12 protein-coding genes and 1 pseudogene are annotated in these 15,220 nt (G+C 71.8%); 2 read left to right on the forward strand and 11 right to left on the reverse strand.

Annotation, left to right across the window (positions count from 1 at the left end; genetic code table 11):
• Window positions 1-4: 4 nt before the first annotated feature.
• The 8 genes from tmk to ACFHW1_RS16365 form a co-directional block, all read right to left on the reverse strand.
• Entirely contained in the window at window positions 5-2,038 is a 2,034-nt protein-coding gene (gene tmk / locus ACFHW1_RS16330; protein ID WP_416615701.1) for a dTMP kinase, read from the reverse strand.
• A 202-nt stretch (window positions 2,039-2,240) separates the two neighbouring features.
• Complete coding sequence (locus tag ACFHW1_RS16335; protein WP_416556455.1) at window positions 2,241-2,912, reverse strand: TetR family transcriptional regulator; 672 nt, start codon at window positions 2,910-2,912, stop codon at window positions 2,241-2,243.
• Between the two features lie 252 nt (window positions 2,913-3,164).
• Window positions 3,165-6,056, reverse strand: coding sequence for a type I DNA topoisomerase (topA, locus tag ACFHW1_RS16340; protein WP_416615687.1), 2,892 nt, complete (start codon window positions 6,054-6,056; stop codon window positions 3,165-3,167).
• Window positions 6,057-6,432: 376 nt separating this feature from the next.
• Window positions 6,433-7,116 (reverse strand): hypothetical protein, encoded by a 684-nt coding sequence (locus ACFHW1_RS16345; protein WP_416556453.1) that lies wholly within the window; start codon window positions 7,114-7,116, stop codon window positions 6,433-6,435.
• Complete coding sequence (locus tag ACFHW1_RS16350) at window positions 7,107-7,652, reverse strand: hypothetical protein (protein ID WP_416556452.1); 546 nt, start codon at window positions 7,650-7,652, stop codon at window positions 7,107-7,109. The genes ACFHW1_RS16345 and ACFHW1_RS16350 overlap by 10 nt, the downstream gene beginning before the upstream one ends.
• 114 nt (window positions 7,653-7,766) lie before the next feature.
• A complete protein-coding gene (locus ACFHW1_RS16355; RefSeq protein WP_416556451.1) occupies window positions 7,767-10,160 on the reverse strand; it encodes a sodium-translocating pyrophosphatase in 2,394 nt (797 codons plus the stop codon).
• A gap of 261 nt (window positions 10,161-10,421) precedes the next feature.
• On the reverse strand, window positions 10,422-10,859 hold the full coding sequence (locus ACFHW1_RS16360) for an ATP-binding protein (protein ID WP_278173352.1): 438 nt from the start codon (window positions 10,857-10,859) through the stop codon (window positions 10,422-10,424).
• Window positions 10,856-11,227, reverse strand: coding sequence for an STAS domain-containing protein (locus ACFHW1_RS16365; protein ID WP_123604332.1), 372 nt, complete (start codon window positions 11,225-11,227; stop codon window positions 10,856-10,858). The genes ACFHW1_RS16360 and ACFHW1_RS16365 overlap by 4 nt, the downstream gene beginning before the upstream one ends.
• Before the next feature lie 153 nt (window positions 11,228-11,380).
• Here ACFHW1_RS16365 and ACFHW1_RS16370 point away from each other — a divergent pair, with 153 nt between their 5' ends.
• Window positions 11,381-13,831, forward strand: coding sequence for a DEAD/DEAH box helicase (locus ACFHW1_RS16370; protein ID WP_416568551.1), 2,451 nt, complete (start codon window positions 11,381-11,383; stop codon window positions 13,829-13,831).
• Between the two features lie 100 nt (window positions 13,832-13,931).
• Window positions 13,932-14,144 carry a hypothetical protein gene (locus ACFHW1_RS16375; RefSeq protein WP_416568552.1) on the forward strand — a complete coding sequence of 71 codons (213 nt, stop codon included), beginning with the start codon at window positions 13,932-13,934 and terminating at the stop codon, window positions 14,142-14,144.
• A 108-nt stretch (window positions 14,145-14,252) separates the two neighbouring features.
• Here ACFHW1_RS16375 and ACFHW1_RS16380 read toward each other — a convergent pair.
• The 3 genes and pseudogenes from ACFHW1_RS16380 to ACFHW1_RS16390 form a co-directional block, all read right to left on the reverse strand.
• Window positions 14,253-14,591: pseudogene (locus tag ACFHW1_RS16380) on the reverse strand (Rv3654c family TadE-like protein); the annotation flags it as partial.
• Entirely contained in the window at window positions 14,588-15,028 is a 441-nt protein-coding gene (locus tag ACFHW1_RS16385) for a TadE family type IV pilus minor pilin (RefSeq protein ID WP_416556448.1), read from the reverse strand. The gene ACFHW1_RS16385 and the pseudogene ACFHW1_RS16380, both read right to left, overlap by 4 nt.
• Window positions 15,025-15,153, reverse strand: coding sequence for a DUF4244 domain-containing protein (locus tag ACFHW1_RS16390; protein ID WP_233606454.1), 129 nt, complete (start codon window positions 15,151-15,153; stop codon window positions 15,025-15,027). The genes ACFHW1_RS16385 and ACFHW1_RS16390 overlap by 4 nt, the downstream gene beginning before the upstream one ends.
• Window positions 15,154-15,220 lie beyond the last annotated feature (67 nt).

The raw sequence follows: 15,220 nt of genomic DNA on the forward strand, positions 1-15,220 counted from the left end.
GTCGTCACGTCGGTCGCCCCGCTTCGGCGTCGGCCCTCGGCTCCGCGTCGGCGTTCGGCTCGGCGGGCGCCGCCGGGTCGGCCCGGCCGGTCAGCACCTCGACCCGGTCGAGCACCGCGCCGCGTACCTCGTCGACGCCACGGGTGGCGTCCAGCACCAGGTAGCGTTTCGGGTCGGCGGCGGCCAGGTCGAGGAACGCGTACCGGACCCGTTCGTGGAACGCCAGCGACTCGCTCTCCAGCCGGTCGGCACCGGCCCCGCGCCGCTGCGCCCGGTCCAGGCCCGCCCGTGGCTCGATGTCCAGCAGCACCACCAGGTCGGGTTTGAGACCCCCGGTGGCCCAGGAGGAGAGCCAGGAGACCTCATCGACCGGCAGGGTCCGCCCGGCACCCTGGTACGCCAACGACGAATCGACGTAGCGGTCGCTGACCACGACCGCGCCCCGGGCCAGCGCCGGCCGGACCACGGTCGCCACATGGTGGGCCCGGTCGGCGGCGTACAGCAGGGCCTCCGCGCGGGGCGACGGCGCGTCGGGTCCGCCGTCGAGCACCAGCCGGCGGATCTTCTCGCCGAGCCCGCTGGCCCCCGGTTCGCGGGTCACCACCACCTCCCGGCCCCGCTCGCGCAGCGCCTGCGCCAACGCCGTCACCTGGGTCGACTTGCCGGCGCCCTCGCCGCCTTCGAAGACGACGAAGACCCCGTTCGCGGTGAACGGCTCCGCCGACGCCAACGGCCGCCCCCGGATCGACCCCCACAGGTCGGCCAGGACCGGAACGCCTGGTTTGTCATCCATCTGGCGGAAGGCGCTGAGCCCGGCGAAGATGCCGAACACCCCGGCGAGCAGCAGCAACAACCGGGTCGAGGAGAACGAGACGCCCAGGTTGGCGATCTGCAGCTGGCGGGAGCCGCCCACACCGACCAGCACGCTGCTGACCGAGATGGCCAGCATCAGCACCACCCGGGTGCCGGTCTGTACCACGGCGAAGACCCGGCCCCGGACGTCGTCGGCGATCTCCCCGCCGAGCAGGGTGATCCCGGCCAGGAACGCCATCCCGGCCGCCGCGCCGACCAGCACCGCGCCGAGGATGGCCATGGACAGATGGATGGACAGGGCGAGGATCAGCACCGAGCCGCTGGCCAGCATGATGCTCAGCCCGAACCAGCGCCGCCGGGACAGGTCACGCACCACCGTCGGGCCCAGCCCGATCCCGGCGCCCAGACCGACGAAGATCGCCGCGAAGAGCAGGTAGAACGCGGCGTCACCGGCGCTCAGCGAGGCGGTGAAGAACTTCGCGGTGCCGATCACGATGCCACCACCGGCGAACGCGCCGAAGATGCCCAGCACCAGACCCCGGACCAGCGGGGTCTGGCCGATGAACCGCCACCCCTCGACGAACTGCCGGATCAGGCTCTGGTCGGCGCGCCCGGCGGCGCCGGCCCGTCCGCTGATCTCCTTGATGCCGTAGAAGACCACGATCGCCGTGGCCAGCCGGGAGGCGGCGTTGAAGAACAGCGCCAACTGCGCCGGCTCCGCCCAGGCCGGCAGATCGGTCACCGCCGCCGCCCGGACGGCGGCGTCGAGGACAGCCAGGCTGATCGCGGCGAGCACCGGGGTGAACCCGTACGTGGCGATCAGGGTGAGTTGGTTGGCGATCTCCAACCGGGCCTTGGGGATCAGGTTGGGGACCGCCGCCTCCTTCGCCGGGATCCAGATCAACGTGATCGTCTCGATCAGGAAGATCGCGATCGCCGCCCAGGCGACCGTGAGGGCGCCGCTCGCGCCGAACATCGGCAGCAGCGGGATGGAGGCGAACAGCACGAACCGGAGCAGGTCGCAAATGACCATCGTGTAGCGGCGGTCGAACCGGTCGGCGAGCACCCCGGCGACCGGGCCGAGGACCAACGCCGGCAGCAGCCGTACGGCGATGACACCGCCGAACGCCGCGCCCTGCGCCGCACCGCCGGAGACCTGCCCGGCCGCGAAGATCGAGGTGGCGAGCAGGCCCAGCCAGTCGCTGAACGAGGCGACCCCGAGCACGATCCACAGCCGCCGGAACGGACGGATGCGCAGCACCGAACGCAGCGCCGGCAGACCGGACAGGTCGACCGGGGCGGCAGCCTGGTCGGCCGGCGGTGTGTCGGGCGCACCACCGCGCTGCGGCCTGGTGGCGTTGTCGTCGATGACCGTTCCTCCCCGTCGGCCCGGCGGCCGGGCCCCGGTCACACTCTAATCCTGGCGCTCAGCCCGGTCGGTCACGGTCACCGTCGCGGTCACCGGTCGCGGCGGGGTCGACGTGGCGGTGCAGGTATTCGCGAATCAGGGCCTTCGCTTCGCGCAGTACGCTCTCATCGCCCTCGGCGGTGCGCCGGAACGCCAGTTTGATCAGCGCGTCGGCGGCCTCCACCGCGATCTGCAGCGCGAACCGCAGCCGGGGTTCGTCCGGGATACCGAACCGCCCCACCAGTACCTTGGACAGCTCACTGGCGATCACCGCGTTGTTGTCCCTGCTCTCGTCCAGCAGCCGTACGTCGACCACGTCGCCGAAGTGCAGGGTGCGGAATCCGGGCACCGTACGGTGCATGCAGATGTACTCGTCGATGCCGGCGGCGACGCCGTCCCACCAGTGGTCGAACTCGCCGCCGGTGAACCGTTCGTTGAGCCGCTGCACGTACGCCTCGATGTTGCGCAGCGTCAGTGCCTGCACGATCGCCCGCTTGTCCGGAAAGAACTGATAGACGGAACCGATGGCCACCTCGGCTCGTTCAGCGAGCAGGGTCGTCGTCAGACCCTCGTAGCCAACCTCGTCCACGATCTCGGCGCACGCGTCGAGCATGCGCTGGACCCGGGCGAGACTGCGCCCCTGGACCGGCACCCGCCGCAGCGGGCCACTGGTGACGGCTGGTGTCGACACTCGTCCCACTCCTTCCGAGAAAGATCCCCCGCGCGTCGGAACCACCGTCGGCAGCAGTGAGATCAAAAACGTTACTCGGATTAACGAGCGAAACGGATATCGGTATTCACCTGTCCCACATCATCCTTACCATGAAGATCATTTGAGAAGATCATTCATGACAATCTGGCCCTCGGCGGGCCACCGCCGGCCAGGAGCACGGCCAGGAGTCATCCACCTGGCGCGTGGTCTGCGGCGTGGTCTGCGGTGCGGTCAGGAGTCGTCGGACCGGTCTGCGGCCCGGCTGGCGGTGGCCTTCTTCGGCGCGGTCTTCTTGGCCGTAGCCTTCTTCGCACCGGTCGCCTTGGCGGTGGCCTTCTTCGCCGGCGCTTTCTTCGCCGCCTTCTTACGCGGCGCCGGGCCCTTCGCCCGCTTCTCGGCCAACATCTCCGACGCCTGCTCGATCGTCAACGACTCGGGCGTCTGGCCACGCCGCAGCGAGGCGTTGCTCTCGCCGTCGGTGACGTACGGGCCGAACCGGCCGTCCTTGATCACCAGCGGACGCTCGGTGAGCGGATCCGCGCCCATCTCCCGCAACGGCGGCGCGGCGGCCCGCCGCTGCCGGGTCTTCGGCGCGGCGAGCAACGTCAGCGCCTCGTCCAGCGAGACGGTGAACAACTGCTCCTCGGACTCCAGCGACCGAAACTCGTCGCCCTTCTTGACGTACGGGCCGTACCGGCCGGCGGCGGCGAGCACCTCGGCACCGTCCGGTGCCACCCCGACCACCCGGGGCAGCGACAGCAGCCGCAGCGCCTCGGCGATGCTCAGCGTCTCCGGTGACTGGGAGCGCAGCAATGAGGAGCGGCGCTCGCCACTGGCGACGTACGGGCCGAACCGGCCGGACTTGAGCACGATCGGCTCGCCGGTCTCCGGGTGTTCGCCGAGCTTGCGCTCGCCACCACCGCCGAGAAACAGTTCGTTGATCTTTTCCGGGGTCAGCTCGTCCGGCGCGATCCCCTCCGGCAGCGAAACGCGGTCCCCGCCGGCTCCGGCTGCCGCCCCCTCCGCCTCGTCACCGCCACCGGCCGCCGGCTCGGCACCGCTGGCAGCACCCGCTGTGGGCGCGGCCGCTGAGCCATCTCCGGTCGGCCCGGCCGCCGCGTGGTCGGCACCCTCCGTGTCGGGCAGGAACCGCTGCAGGTACGGACCGTAGCGGCCGACCCGGACGACGACCTGACGGCCCTCGTCGTCGACACCGAGCGGGATCGAATTGACGCTGCGGGCGTCAATCTCGGCGAGCTTCTCGGTGACCAACCGCTTGAGGCCACCGGAGCGGGCGACCGACTCGTCCCCCGCGGTGTCGCTGCCGAAGTAGAACGAGGTGAGGAAGTCCACTGCCTGGTGGTCGCCGGACGCGATCTCGTCCAGCTCGTTCTCCATGCTGGCGGTGAAGTTGTAGTCGACCAGTCGCGGATAGTGTCGCTCCAGCAGCCCGATCACCGCGAAGGCCAGGAACGACGGGATCAGCGCCTGGCCGCGTTTGGCCACGTACCCCCGGTCCTGGATGGTCTGCATGATCGACGCGTAGGTGGACGGGCGCCCGATGCCCAGCTCCTCCAACGCCTTGACCAGGGAAGCCTCGGTGTAGCGGGCCGGCGGCTGGGTGCTGTGCCCGACCGCCGCCAACTCCCGCGCGGTGAGCGGTTGGTCCTTGGCCAGGTTCGGCAGCCGGCGCTCAGCGTCCTCCGCCTCGGCCGACTCGTCGTCGGACGACTCGACGTAGGCGCGCAGAAAGCCCGGGTCGGTGATCGTCTTGCCGGTCGCGCCGAAGTCGCATTCCTCGCCGACGGTCGAGACGGCCCGGATCCGCACCGACACGCTGGAACCCACCGCGTCGGTCATCTGGGACGCGATGGTCCGCCGCCAAATCAGCTCGTAGAGCTTGAACTCCTCGGCGGACAGCTCGTTGGCCAGCTCCCCAGGGGTGCGGAAGTGGTCACCGGCGGGGCGGATGGCCTCGTGCGCCTCCTGGGCGTTCTTGACCTTGCCGGTGTAGCGACGCGGCTCCGGCGGGACGAAACGGTCGCCGTACAGCTCGGCGACCTGGCTGCGGGCGGCGGCGATCGCCGTCTCCGACAGGTTGACCGAGTCGGTCCGCATGTAGGTGATGTAACCGTTCTCGTACAGGCGCTGCGCGGTGCGCATCGTCTGCTGCGACGAGAACCGCAGCTTGCGGGCCGCTTCCTGCTGCAGGGTGGAGGTGATGAACGGGGCGTACGGCCGGCGGCGGTACGGCTTCTCCTCGACCCGGGTGACGGTGAACGGCCGACCGTCGAGCCGGGCCGCCAGGCCCCGCGCCCCGTCGCCGTCCAGATGCACCACCGACGCCTCCGGGCGGACCCGTCCGGTGCTCGGCTCGAAATCCTTGCCGGTGGCGATCCGGTCGCCGCCGAGCGCGATCAGGTTGGCGGTGAACGAGCGGGGTCCGTCGGCGTCGGCCGCCGACTGGCCGGTCACTGCCAGGGTGGCCTGGATGTCCCAATACTCGGCGGTACGGAACGCCATCCGCTGCCGCTCGCGCTCCACTACGATCCGGGTGGCCACCGACTGCACCCGGCCGGCGGACAGCCGGGGCATCACCTTCTTCCACAGCACCGGCGAGACCTCGTAGCCGTACAGCCGGTCCAGGATCCGCCGCGCCTCCTGGGCGTCGACCAGGTTGCGGTCGATCTCCCGGGGATTGGCCACCGCGGCCCGGATGGCGGCCCGGGTGATCTCGTGGAAGACCATCCGACGCACCGGCACCCTGGGTTTGAGAGTCTCCACCAGGTGCCAGGCGATCGCTTCGCCCTCGCGGTCCTCGTCAGTGGCGAGCAGGACCTCGTCGACCTCCTTGGCCAGCTTGGTCAGCTTGGCGATCTGCTGCTTACGGTCGGCCGAGACGACGTACAGCGCGGCGAAGCCGTTGTCGACGTCGACGCCGAGCCGGGCCCACGGCTCCTTCTTGTAGCGGGCCGGCACGTCGGCGGCGTTGCGCGGCAGGTCCCGGACATGCCCGAGGCTCGCCTCGACGACGTACCCCGGGCCCAGGTAGCCCGAGATCGTCTTGGCCTTCGCCGGCGACTCGACGATGACCAGACGGCTGGTTGAGGTGTTGCTCGGCACGTCTCTCCTGACCTCGACCCACTCGGACCGCCCGGCGACAGGCGGCGGCCCAGATCGACCGGCGCCCGCCACGACAAGCGGGCGGGCGACGGTCACGATGTCCAACGTAACGCGAACCCGGGGCCGGTGGAGCACACGCACCCAAGCCTTCGGCCCGATTTGCGTCGGTCGTCCGGTTGGTTCACCGCAGCCGGTCAGCAGCCCACCCGATGCCGACCCAGCTCGTTCCTACCGCACCAACGGCGACACGGTACACCCACCGACCGGCGTGACGTGGCGCACCGCACCGCAACAGCCGCTGGCGTCGGTCGATGTCCCGGCTGTTCTGTCAGCGATCAGACAGCGATCGGGACCGGGTCGGAGAGCAGCCGCGCCATCACGCCCAGCCGTCCTCGGGGGCGGCGGCGGGCCGGTCGCCGAGCAGCTCGGCCAGTCTGGTCAGCCGGCGTCGGCCCACGATCCGGTACGCCGGACCGCCGGACCGGGCATCGAGCAGCACCGCCGGCAACCCGATCGCGGCGAGCGCGGCACCCACCTGGGGCCAGTTGTCCGCGTCCGACTCGACCAGCCGCAACCGGTAGCCGAGCGGATCCCTGGCGCCGGCCGCCGCCGCCCACAACCGCAGCCGCTGACCGGCCAGGTGGAATCCGGTCGGCGGCCGCTTGACCAGCCGGTCGTCCTCGCCGCCGTGCACCGGCTCGGCCGCCGGCAGGTCGGCGTCCGGTTGGTCCGGCGTCGGCGGATGCAGCCAGGCCGCGCCGAGCCGGGCCAGCACCGCCGTGTACGCCGTCCGCACCGTCAGCCGGCCGTCCGGCAGCTGACGCCAACTCGGCGCCAGCCCGCGCCGCCGGAACTCGGCCACCAGCACGTGCACTCGCCAGGCCGGCTCGACGTCCACCGACACCCGTACCGTGCCGCCCATCCGGCTGATCCGGCCCGGACCGGCGAGCAGACCCGCCAGGTCGCCGGGCGTCGGATCCGCCGCCGCCACGCCGAACAGCGACAACTGCCGGGCCGTCGGGACACCGGCGGAGGAGTCGGTCGGCGGCGTCAGCGACACTCCGGGACCTCGTAGAAGGCCCTATTGAGCTCCGCGGAACCCAGTGAGCTGGTGTCCAGCGCGCTGCGCTGGTAGTCGTCGGTGAGGGTGGCAAGCACCGCCTCGACCCCGTCGTAGAAGCTGTCCGCCGGTCCGGTGGCGTCCAGCCCGGCGATGCCCTCTTCGGCCTTGCCGTACGCGTCGCGCACCGCGCCGAGCGAGTCGGCGAACCCGGTGGCCACCTGCTCACCCTGGTCCGCGTCGGGCACCCCGGCCTCCACCACCCGGACCCGGGCGGTCTCGGTCGCGGCGGCCGCGCCGGACAGCAGCCGGATCAGGTTCTCCTGCGCCTGCGCCGGCGTCGTCTGCGCGGTCATCTGCTGCTGGGTGCTGCTGGTCAGATTGCTGATCTCCGCCCGCCACGGGCGCAGCGCGGTGCACACCTCGGCCGCCCAGACGACCGGGCTGGGCCCTCCGCCGCAGCCCGACAGCGTCAACGCCACGGCGGTGAGCACCACTGCGATCCGAGCAGTTGACACCACGCGGCGCGCTCCCATGCTGTGCAGCGTACGCACCGGCGACGACAGCCCTACGGCCCGCCGCCGGTCGGCGGTACGTCGAAGCCGGTGGCTCCACCCGGTCCACAAGGATCGGGTGGAGCCACCGGTCGGTCAGACGCTCACCCGCTCCGATTCGGACCCGGCGCTGCCGCCACCGGCCGGGCCGCCGTCGATGTTCTCCCCCATCGCCATCGGCTTGCGCTTGGTGAACACCACCGCGGCCACCACGACCAGGGTCGCCACCACCGCGATGGCGATGCGCAGCGGGTCGTTCTGGTCGGTGCCCACGCCCCACATGATCACTGCGGGGGCGATCAGCAGCGCCACCAGATTCATCACCTTGAGCAGCGGGTTGATCGCCGGACCTGCGGTGTCCTTGAACGGGTCGCCGACGGTGTCGCCGATGACCGTGGCGGCATGCGCCTCGGAACCCTTGCCGCCGTGCGCGCCGTCCTCCACCAGCTTCTTGGCGTTGTCCCAGGCACCGCCCGAGTTGGCCAGGAACACCGCCATCAGCACACCGGTGCCGATCGCGCCGGCCAGGTACGCGGCGAGCGCACCGGCACCGAGGCCGAAACCGACCGCGATCGGCGCGAGCACCGCCAGCAGACCCGGGGTGAGCAGCTCCCGCTGGGCGTCACGGGTGCAGATGTCGACCACCTTGCCGTACTCCGGCCGTTGGGTCCGCTCCATGATTCCGGGGTTGTCGCGGAACTGGCGGCGGACCTCCAGCACGACGGCGCCGGCCGAGCGGGACACCGCGTTGATGGCCAGCCCGGAGAAGAGGAAGACCACTGCGGCACCGATGATCAGTCCGACCAGGTTGCCCGGGTTGGCGACGTTGAGCGAGTCGGCCAGGTAGCCCGGCACGTCGTCGATCCCGGCGTCGTTCAGCGCGATGCTGACCGTGTCGGTGTAGGAGCCGAACAGCGCCGTCGCGGCGAGCACGGCGGTGGCGATCGCGATGCCCTTGGTGATCGCCTTGGTGGTGTTGCCGACCGCGTCCAGCTCGGTGAGGGTACGGGCGCCGGCCTCGTCGATGTCACCGGACATCTCGGCGATGCCCTGCGCGTTGTCGGAGATCGGGCCGAAGGTGTCCATCGCCACGATCACGCCGACCGTGGTGAGCAGGCCGGTACCGGCCAGCGCCACGGCGAACAGCGACAGGGTGATGGAGCCGCCACCGAGCAGGTACGCCCCGAACACCCCGGCGCCGACCAGCAGCGCCGAGTAGACCGCCGATTCCAGGCCGACGCTGATGCCGGCCAGGATGACGGTGGCCGCGCCGGTCTGCGAACTCTTGCCGATGTCCTGCACCGGGCGGCGGTGCACTTCGGTGAAGTAGCCGGTGAGCAGCTGGATCGCGGCGGCCAGCACGATGCCGATGAGCACCGCGCCGACGGCCAGGCCGGCCGGGGACAGCGGCAGGTCGGCCCCGTCGTCGACACCGAGCTGCGCACGCCAGTCGTCGCCGAGCAACTCGGTCCAGCTGCCCGGCAGGTAGAGGAGGGCGGCGACGGCGACCAGCACCGCGGCCAGCACCGCCGAGGTGAAGAACGCCCGGTTGATCGCCACCATGCCGTTGCGGTCCGATGGACGCAGCCGGGTGATCAGTACGCCGAACAGCGCGATCACCGCACCGATGGTGGAGACGATCAACGGGAAGACCAGGCCTTCCTCGCCGAACGCGGCCCGGCCCAGGATCAGCGCGGCGACCAGGGTCACCGCGTACGACTCGAACAGGTCGGCGGCCATGCCGGCGCAGTCACCGACGTTGTCGCCCACGTTGTCGGCGATGGTCGCCGGGTTACGGGCGTCGTCCTCCGGGATGCCCTGCTCGACCTTGCCGACCAGGTCGGCGCCGACGTCGGCGGCCTTGGTGAAGATGCCGCCGCCGACCCGCATGAACATGGCCAGCAGGGCCGCGCCGAAGCCGAAGCCCTCCAGCACGGTCGGTGCGTCGACCCGGTAGAGGACGACCACCAGGGCCGCGCCGAACAGGCCGAGGCCCACCGTGAGGAAGCCGACCACGCCGCCGGTCCGGAAGGCGATCTTCATCGCGTTCTCCCGGCCACCGGTGCCGGTGCCGGCCGCCGCGGCGACCCGCAGGTTCGCCCGGGTGGCCAGCGCCATCCCGGCACCGCCGATGAACGCGCTGAACACCGCGCCCACCACGAAGAAGACGGATCGACCGACCTTCACCATCATCTCGCTGCCCTGTGTCTCGTGCACAGGGAGCAGGAAGAGCAGTATGACGGCGAGTACGACGAACACGCCGAGGGTTTTGAACTGGCGGAACAGGTACGCCGACGCGCCTTCCTGCACGGCGCCGGCGATTTCCTGCATGTTCGTGGTGCCCTTACCGGTCGCCAGCACCGCCCGTACCAGGGCGGCGGCGAAACCCAGCGCCACCAGCGCGATGACCGCGGCGATGACGACGTACGTCAGGTGTGTGCCGGTAAGGGACAGCCCGCCGCCTTCGGCGGCCAAGGTGGTCCCGGACATCAGTGTCCTCCTGTACCGAACGCTCGCCCCGGTCGGTGGACGAACCGGCGGGGCGACTCCACGCGGGGAGCAACGAGGTCTGCTGGCACCCACAGGTTTGTGGGGCCAGGACAGTTGGTGATAACCCGCGTACTCTAGCCGGACCGGGTAAGGCAGGTCACACCGTCCACCCACCGAGTTGTGGACCATTCCTGCAGGCGGAACGGACAGTTGTGACGACGGAGGTTGATCTTCAGCTGGTGGGCGGGGCCGACGCGGGTCTCACCGGCCGACCGGCCAGACCATCCGCACCTCGGTCCCGACACCTTCGTCGACCGGCCGCACCTGGAGGTCCTCGACGAAACCGGCCAGCAGGGCGAAACCGACACCGACCGTCAGGGCCTCGTCGGTCAACGACTCGTCGGCCAGTTCGTCGGGCGGCAACGCGCTCAGACCGAGCCCGGCTTCGATCGGGGCCCGGTCGATGACCCGTACGGTGTAGGTCTCCTCATCGGACATCTCCACCTGAACCAGGTCGGCCAGCCCGTACTGGCGGTGCAGGGCGACGGCCCGGGTACAGGCCTCGCCGATCGCCAGCCGGACCTCGTCGAGCAACTCCTCGGCCACCCCGGCCCGGCGGGCGACGGCGACGCCGACCAGGCGGGCGGTGCGCACGTGCACCGGCGCCGGGGAGAACGAGAGGCGGACGGTGGCCATCACGCCGTCGGCGCTGCGCCAGCTGAGCCATCCGGTTCCCCACCGGTGGCGGCCTGTACGGTCGGGAAGATCGGGAAGACCTGGTCCAGCGCGGTGATCCGGAAGATCTTCAGCAGGGACTCCTTGTCGCAGACCAGCCCAAAGGTGCCGCCGGCCGGGCGGAGTCGCTTCAGCGCGCCGACCAGCACGCCGAGCCCGGTGGAGTCGAGGAAGTCGACCCGGTGGAGATCAACGACGATCTTGTGGTTGCCGGCGTCGATCAGCTCGATCAACCGCTCCCGCAGCCGGGGAGCGGTATAGACGTCCACTTCGCCGCCGACCTCCAGCACCGTGTACTCGCCAACGGTGCGAGTCGACAGCGACAGCTCCATCGGTCCCCTCCTCGGCTGCGATGCACGCCTATGGCATCTAACCACCGCGCGGCGCGGTTGCGCCGCGCGACTCCGCACGGTCGATGATCTCCCTGCACCCCGCATACCTACCCCGGGATGCCGACGTCGGCACCCCGGTGCGAGAGTGCAGACGTGACCTCACCCGCCACCGTAACGCCCGGACCGGGTTCGGACCCGGCGGGGTTGCTGCGTCGGTGGGGCGCCGCCGGGGAACTGCCACGCCAGTCCGGGGCCGCCCCGACGCACCAGGCAGCACCCACGGTCACCCATGTCGAGCGGTTGCCGGTGCGCCCCGGTGCCACCGCGCCGTGGCCCGACTGGGTGCCCGCCGACCTGCGGGACGTGTTGACCGCACGCGGGGTCCAGCAGCCTTGGCGGCACCAGGCGTACGCAGCCGAGCTGGCCCACTCCGGCCGGCACGTCATCGTCGCCACCGGCACCGGGTCCGGCAAGTCGCTGGCGTACCTGCTGCCGGCGTTGGCGAAGCTGCTGGCCGACCCTCGGGCCACCGTGCTGTACCTGGCGCCGACGAAGGCACTCGCCGCCGACCAGTTGCGCGCCGTCGCCGAGCTGGGACTCGACGGAGTACGGCCGGCCTGCTACGACGGCGACACCCCGCAGCCGGAGCGGGCCTGGATTCGGCAGCACGCCCGCTTTGTGCTGACGAATCCGGACATGCTGCATCGAGGAATCCTGCCCCGGCACGGGGCCTGGTCGAACTTCCTCCGCCGGCTGACCTACGTCATCGTCGACGAGTGCCACAGCTACCGGGGCGTGTTCGGCTCGCACGTGGCCCACGTACTGCGTCGGCTGCGTCGCCAGACCGAGCGGTACCAGCGGGTCCGGCCCGGTACCGTGCCCAGCGCCCGACCCGCCCTCGGGTCCGGAGCCCGGCCCACCACCGGGCCCGGCACGCCGGTGTTCATCCTGGCGTCGGCGACCTCGGGAGAGCCGGCGCGGGCGGGCAGCCAGCTGACCGGGCTGCCGGTGGAGCCGGTCACCGAGGACAGCGCCCCGCGCGGGGCGGTGACCTTCGCGCTGTGGGAGCCGCCGCTGCTGCCCGGTGCCCGCGCCGACACCGACGATCTCACCCCGGTACGGCGGTCGGCGCTGCGGGAAAGCGCCGATCTGCTCGCCGACGCGGTCGCCGCCGGGGTCCGCACGCTCGCGTTCGTCCGGTCCCGGCGCGGGGCGGAGGTGGTGGCCAGCAACGCGCGCCGGGCACTTGACGAGGTGGCTCCCGGGCTCGGCGACCGGGTGGCGGCGTACCGGGCGGGTTTCCTGGCCGAGGAGCGACGGGCGTTGGAGCGTGCGCTCACCTCCGGCGAACTGCTCGGGCTGGCCTCGACGAACGCCCTCGAGCTCGGGGTGGACCTGGTCGGTCTGGACGCGGTGCTGATCTGCGGGTACCCCGGCACCCGGGCGTCGCTGTGGCAGCAGGCCGGGCGGGCCGGACGCGCCGGACGCGAGGCGCTGGCGGTGCTGATCGCCCGGGACGACCCGCTCGACACCTACCTGGTGCACCATCCGGAGGCGGTCTTCGGCCGGCCGGTGGAGGCGACGGTGCTCGACCCGACCAATCCTTACGTGCTCGGGCCGCAACTGTGCTGCGCGGCCGCCGAGGGTGCGCTGACCTCGGCCGACATCGAACTGTTCGGTGGCGCGTCGGTCAAGCAGACGCTGGACGAGCTGGTCGCCGCCGGGCTGCTGCGGCGACGCCCCACCGGGTGGTACTGGACCGCCGCCGGCCGTCCCGAGGTCGACCTGCGCGGCGAGGGCGGCACCCCGGTCGACGTCGTGGAGACCTCGACCGGTCGGCTGCTCGGCACGGTCGACCCCGGCTCGTCACACTTCCTCATCCATCCGGGCGCGGTCTACCTGCACCAGGGCGGGTCGTACGTGGTGGACGACCTCGACCTGGACGGGGCGTGCGCGCTGGTGCACGCCGAGGAGCCGGACTGGTCCACCCACGCCCGGGAGGTCACCTCGCTGTCGGTGGCGGCGGTACGCGAGTACCGCGACGCCGGCCCGGTCGGCCTGTTCGTCGGCGACGTCGACGTGACCAGCCAGGTCGTCTCCTACCAGCGGCGCCGGATCGGGTCGGGCGAGGTGCTGGACACCCGACCACTGGACCTGCCGGCCCGACAGTTGCGCACCGTCGCCGTGTGGTTCACCGTCTCGCCGGCCGCGCTCGCCGCCGCCGGGGTCGAGCCGGCGGACGTGCCCGGCGCGCTGCACGCCGCCGAGCACGCGGCGATCGGCCTGCTGCCGCTGATCGCCACCTGCGACCGGTGGGACATCGGCGGACTCTCCACCGCCGGGCACGCTGACACCGAGGCGCCGACGGTGTTCGTCTACGACGGCCACCCCGGGGGCGCCGGGTTCGCCGAACGCGCCTACCAGGCGGCCCGGACCTGGTTGGGGGCCACCCGCGATCTGATCGCCGCGTGTGGCTGCGAGACCGGCTGCCCGTCCTGCGTGCAGTCGCCGAAGTGCGGCAACGGCAACAACCCGCTGGGCAAGGCCGACGCGGTCCGGGTGCTCGACGTGGTGCTGGCCAGCCTGCCGGAAAGCGCTGACTGATCCGGCACCAGACCATGTGCGATCTACTGGCATGAATTTCTCCTGATCTGGATAGATTAGACGTGGGAGCGCTTCCACCACGCCACCGGAGGAGAACGCCGTGGCCGACACCGTGGCCGACACCGTCGAACTGCTCTACTCGATCGACCCGCAGAACCTCACCGTCGACCAGCAGATCGCCCTGGCCCAGGGGTACGCGGCCCTGGCCCAGGCGGAACGCCTCGAACTGATTCAGCAGCGGCTCTACAACATCCACCAGGTGATTTCCCGCTGGGCCATGCACGCCACCACCGCCGACGGCCCGCCGCGCTGACCCGGGATCGGCCCGCGCGGCGGCACCCTCCCACGGGTCGGCCCGCAGCGGACCGGCTCGGGCGGTCACCCTCACCGGCCGGCCGACGCCGGTGGCCGGAAGTGGCGTCACCTCGACGGTGACCACCACCTCCAGCCCGTCGACGGTGCAGGCACGCAACCGTCCGCCGTTGCGTCCGGCAACCTCGGCCGCCCGGTCGCAGACCGCGCCGGGGCCGGCGAACACCCGGGCGGCACCGGCGAGCGCGGCCAGGTCGGCGGCCACCGAGGCCTGCTGGCGGGCGAGGCGGACCGCACCGATCAGTGCACCGGCGATGCCGGCGGCGACCAGCGTCAACCCGACAGCGAGCAGCCACAGGCTGGCGCTGCCGCGCTGCCCGGCGTCGACCCCGGGCCGGCGTGGGCGGCCTGGGTCACGCGGCCCACGCCGACATCGTCGGCCGGTCACCGGTGACGCTCCGGCAGCGATCCCGCGCCGTCACCACCGCCGACGGCACCGCTGCTTACTGCGCTCCCAGATACACCGGCTGCGGTCCCAGTGACGCCCGGCTCGACCGCAGCGGTCACGGACGCGGTGACCGACGCCGGCCCGAGCCGGGCACCCAACGCCCGCAGCGGTGCCCGGACCGTGACGGTGACCAGGTCACCGTCGACGGCCACGGAGACCTCGGCTCCCGGCGGTCCGGCCAGGGCCGCCGCATCGCGGTCGCCCCGGGCGGTGGCCAGCGCGACCGACCGTGCCATGTCGAGACACTCGGACTTGGTGACCACGGCGCTGACGGCGGACAGCCCCACCGCCAGCAGCAGCACCAGCGCCGGCAGGCCGGCGGCCAACTCGGCGGTGAACGAGCCCCGGTCACCGCCGGCCTGCCGGCGCGGCCTCATCCGAGCGCCCGATCGATGACCGAGGCGAGGGCAGCCTGCACGCCCTCGCTGGTCAACACCTTGAGCAGAATCCCGGCGAAGGCGACGGCGGCCAGGGTGCCGACGGCGTACTCGGCGGTGTTCATCCCGGCGTCGTCGCGCAACCGGCCGGCCAGCTGGCCGCGCCACCGACCGGGCACCGCCGTGGCCGCT

The organism is Micromonospora sp. LOL_014, from assembly GCF_048060245.1.
Classification (GTDB): domain Bacteria; phylum Actinomycetota; class Actinomycetes; order Mycobacteriales; family Micromonosporaceae; genus Micromonospora_E.

Coding starts and splice junctions, on each gene's coding strand:
- ACFHW1_RS16390 (WP_233606454.1), bottom strand. CDS start 15,153: ATGAACACCGCCGAGTACGCCGTCGGCACCCTGGCCGCCGTCGCCTTC.
- ACFHW1_RS16355 (WP_416556451.1), bottom strand. CDS start 10,160: ATGTCCGGGACCACCTTGGCCGCCGAAGGCGGCGGGCTGTCCCTTACC.
- ACFHW1_RS16385 (WP_416556448.1), bottom strand. CDS start 15,028: ATGAGGCCGCGCCGGCAGGCCGGCGGTGACCGGGGCTCGTTCACCGCC.
- ACFHW1_RS16365 (WP_123604332.1), bottom strand. CDS start 11,227: ATGGAGCTGTCGCTGTCGACTCGCACCGTTGGCGAGTACACGGTGCTG.
- ACFHW1_RS16350 (WP_416556452.1), bottom strand. CDS start 7,652: ATGGGAGCGCGCCGCGTGGTGTCAACTGCTCGGATCGCAGTGGTGCTC.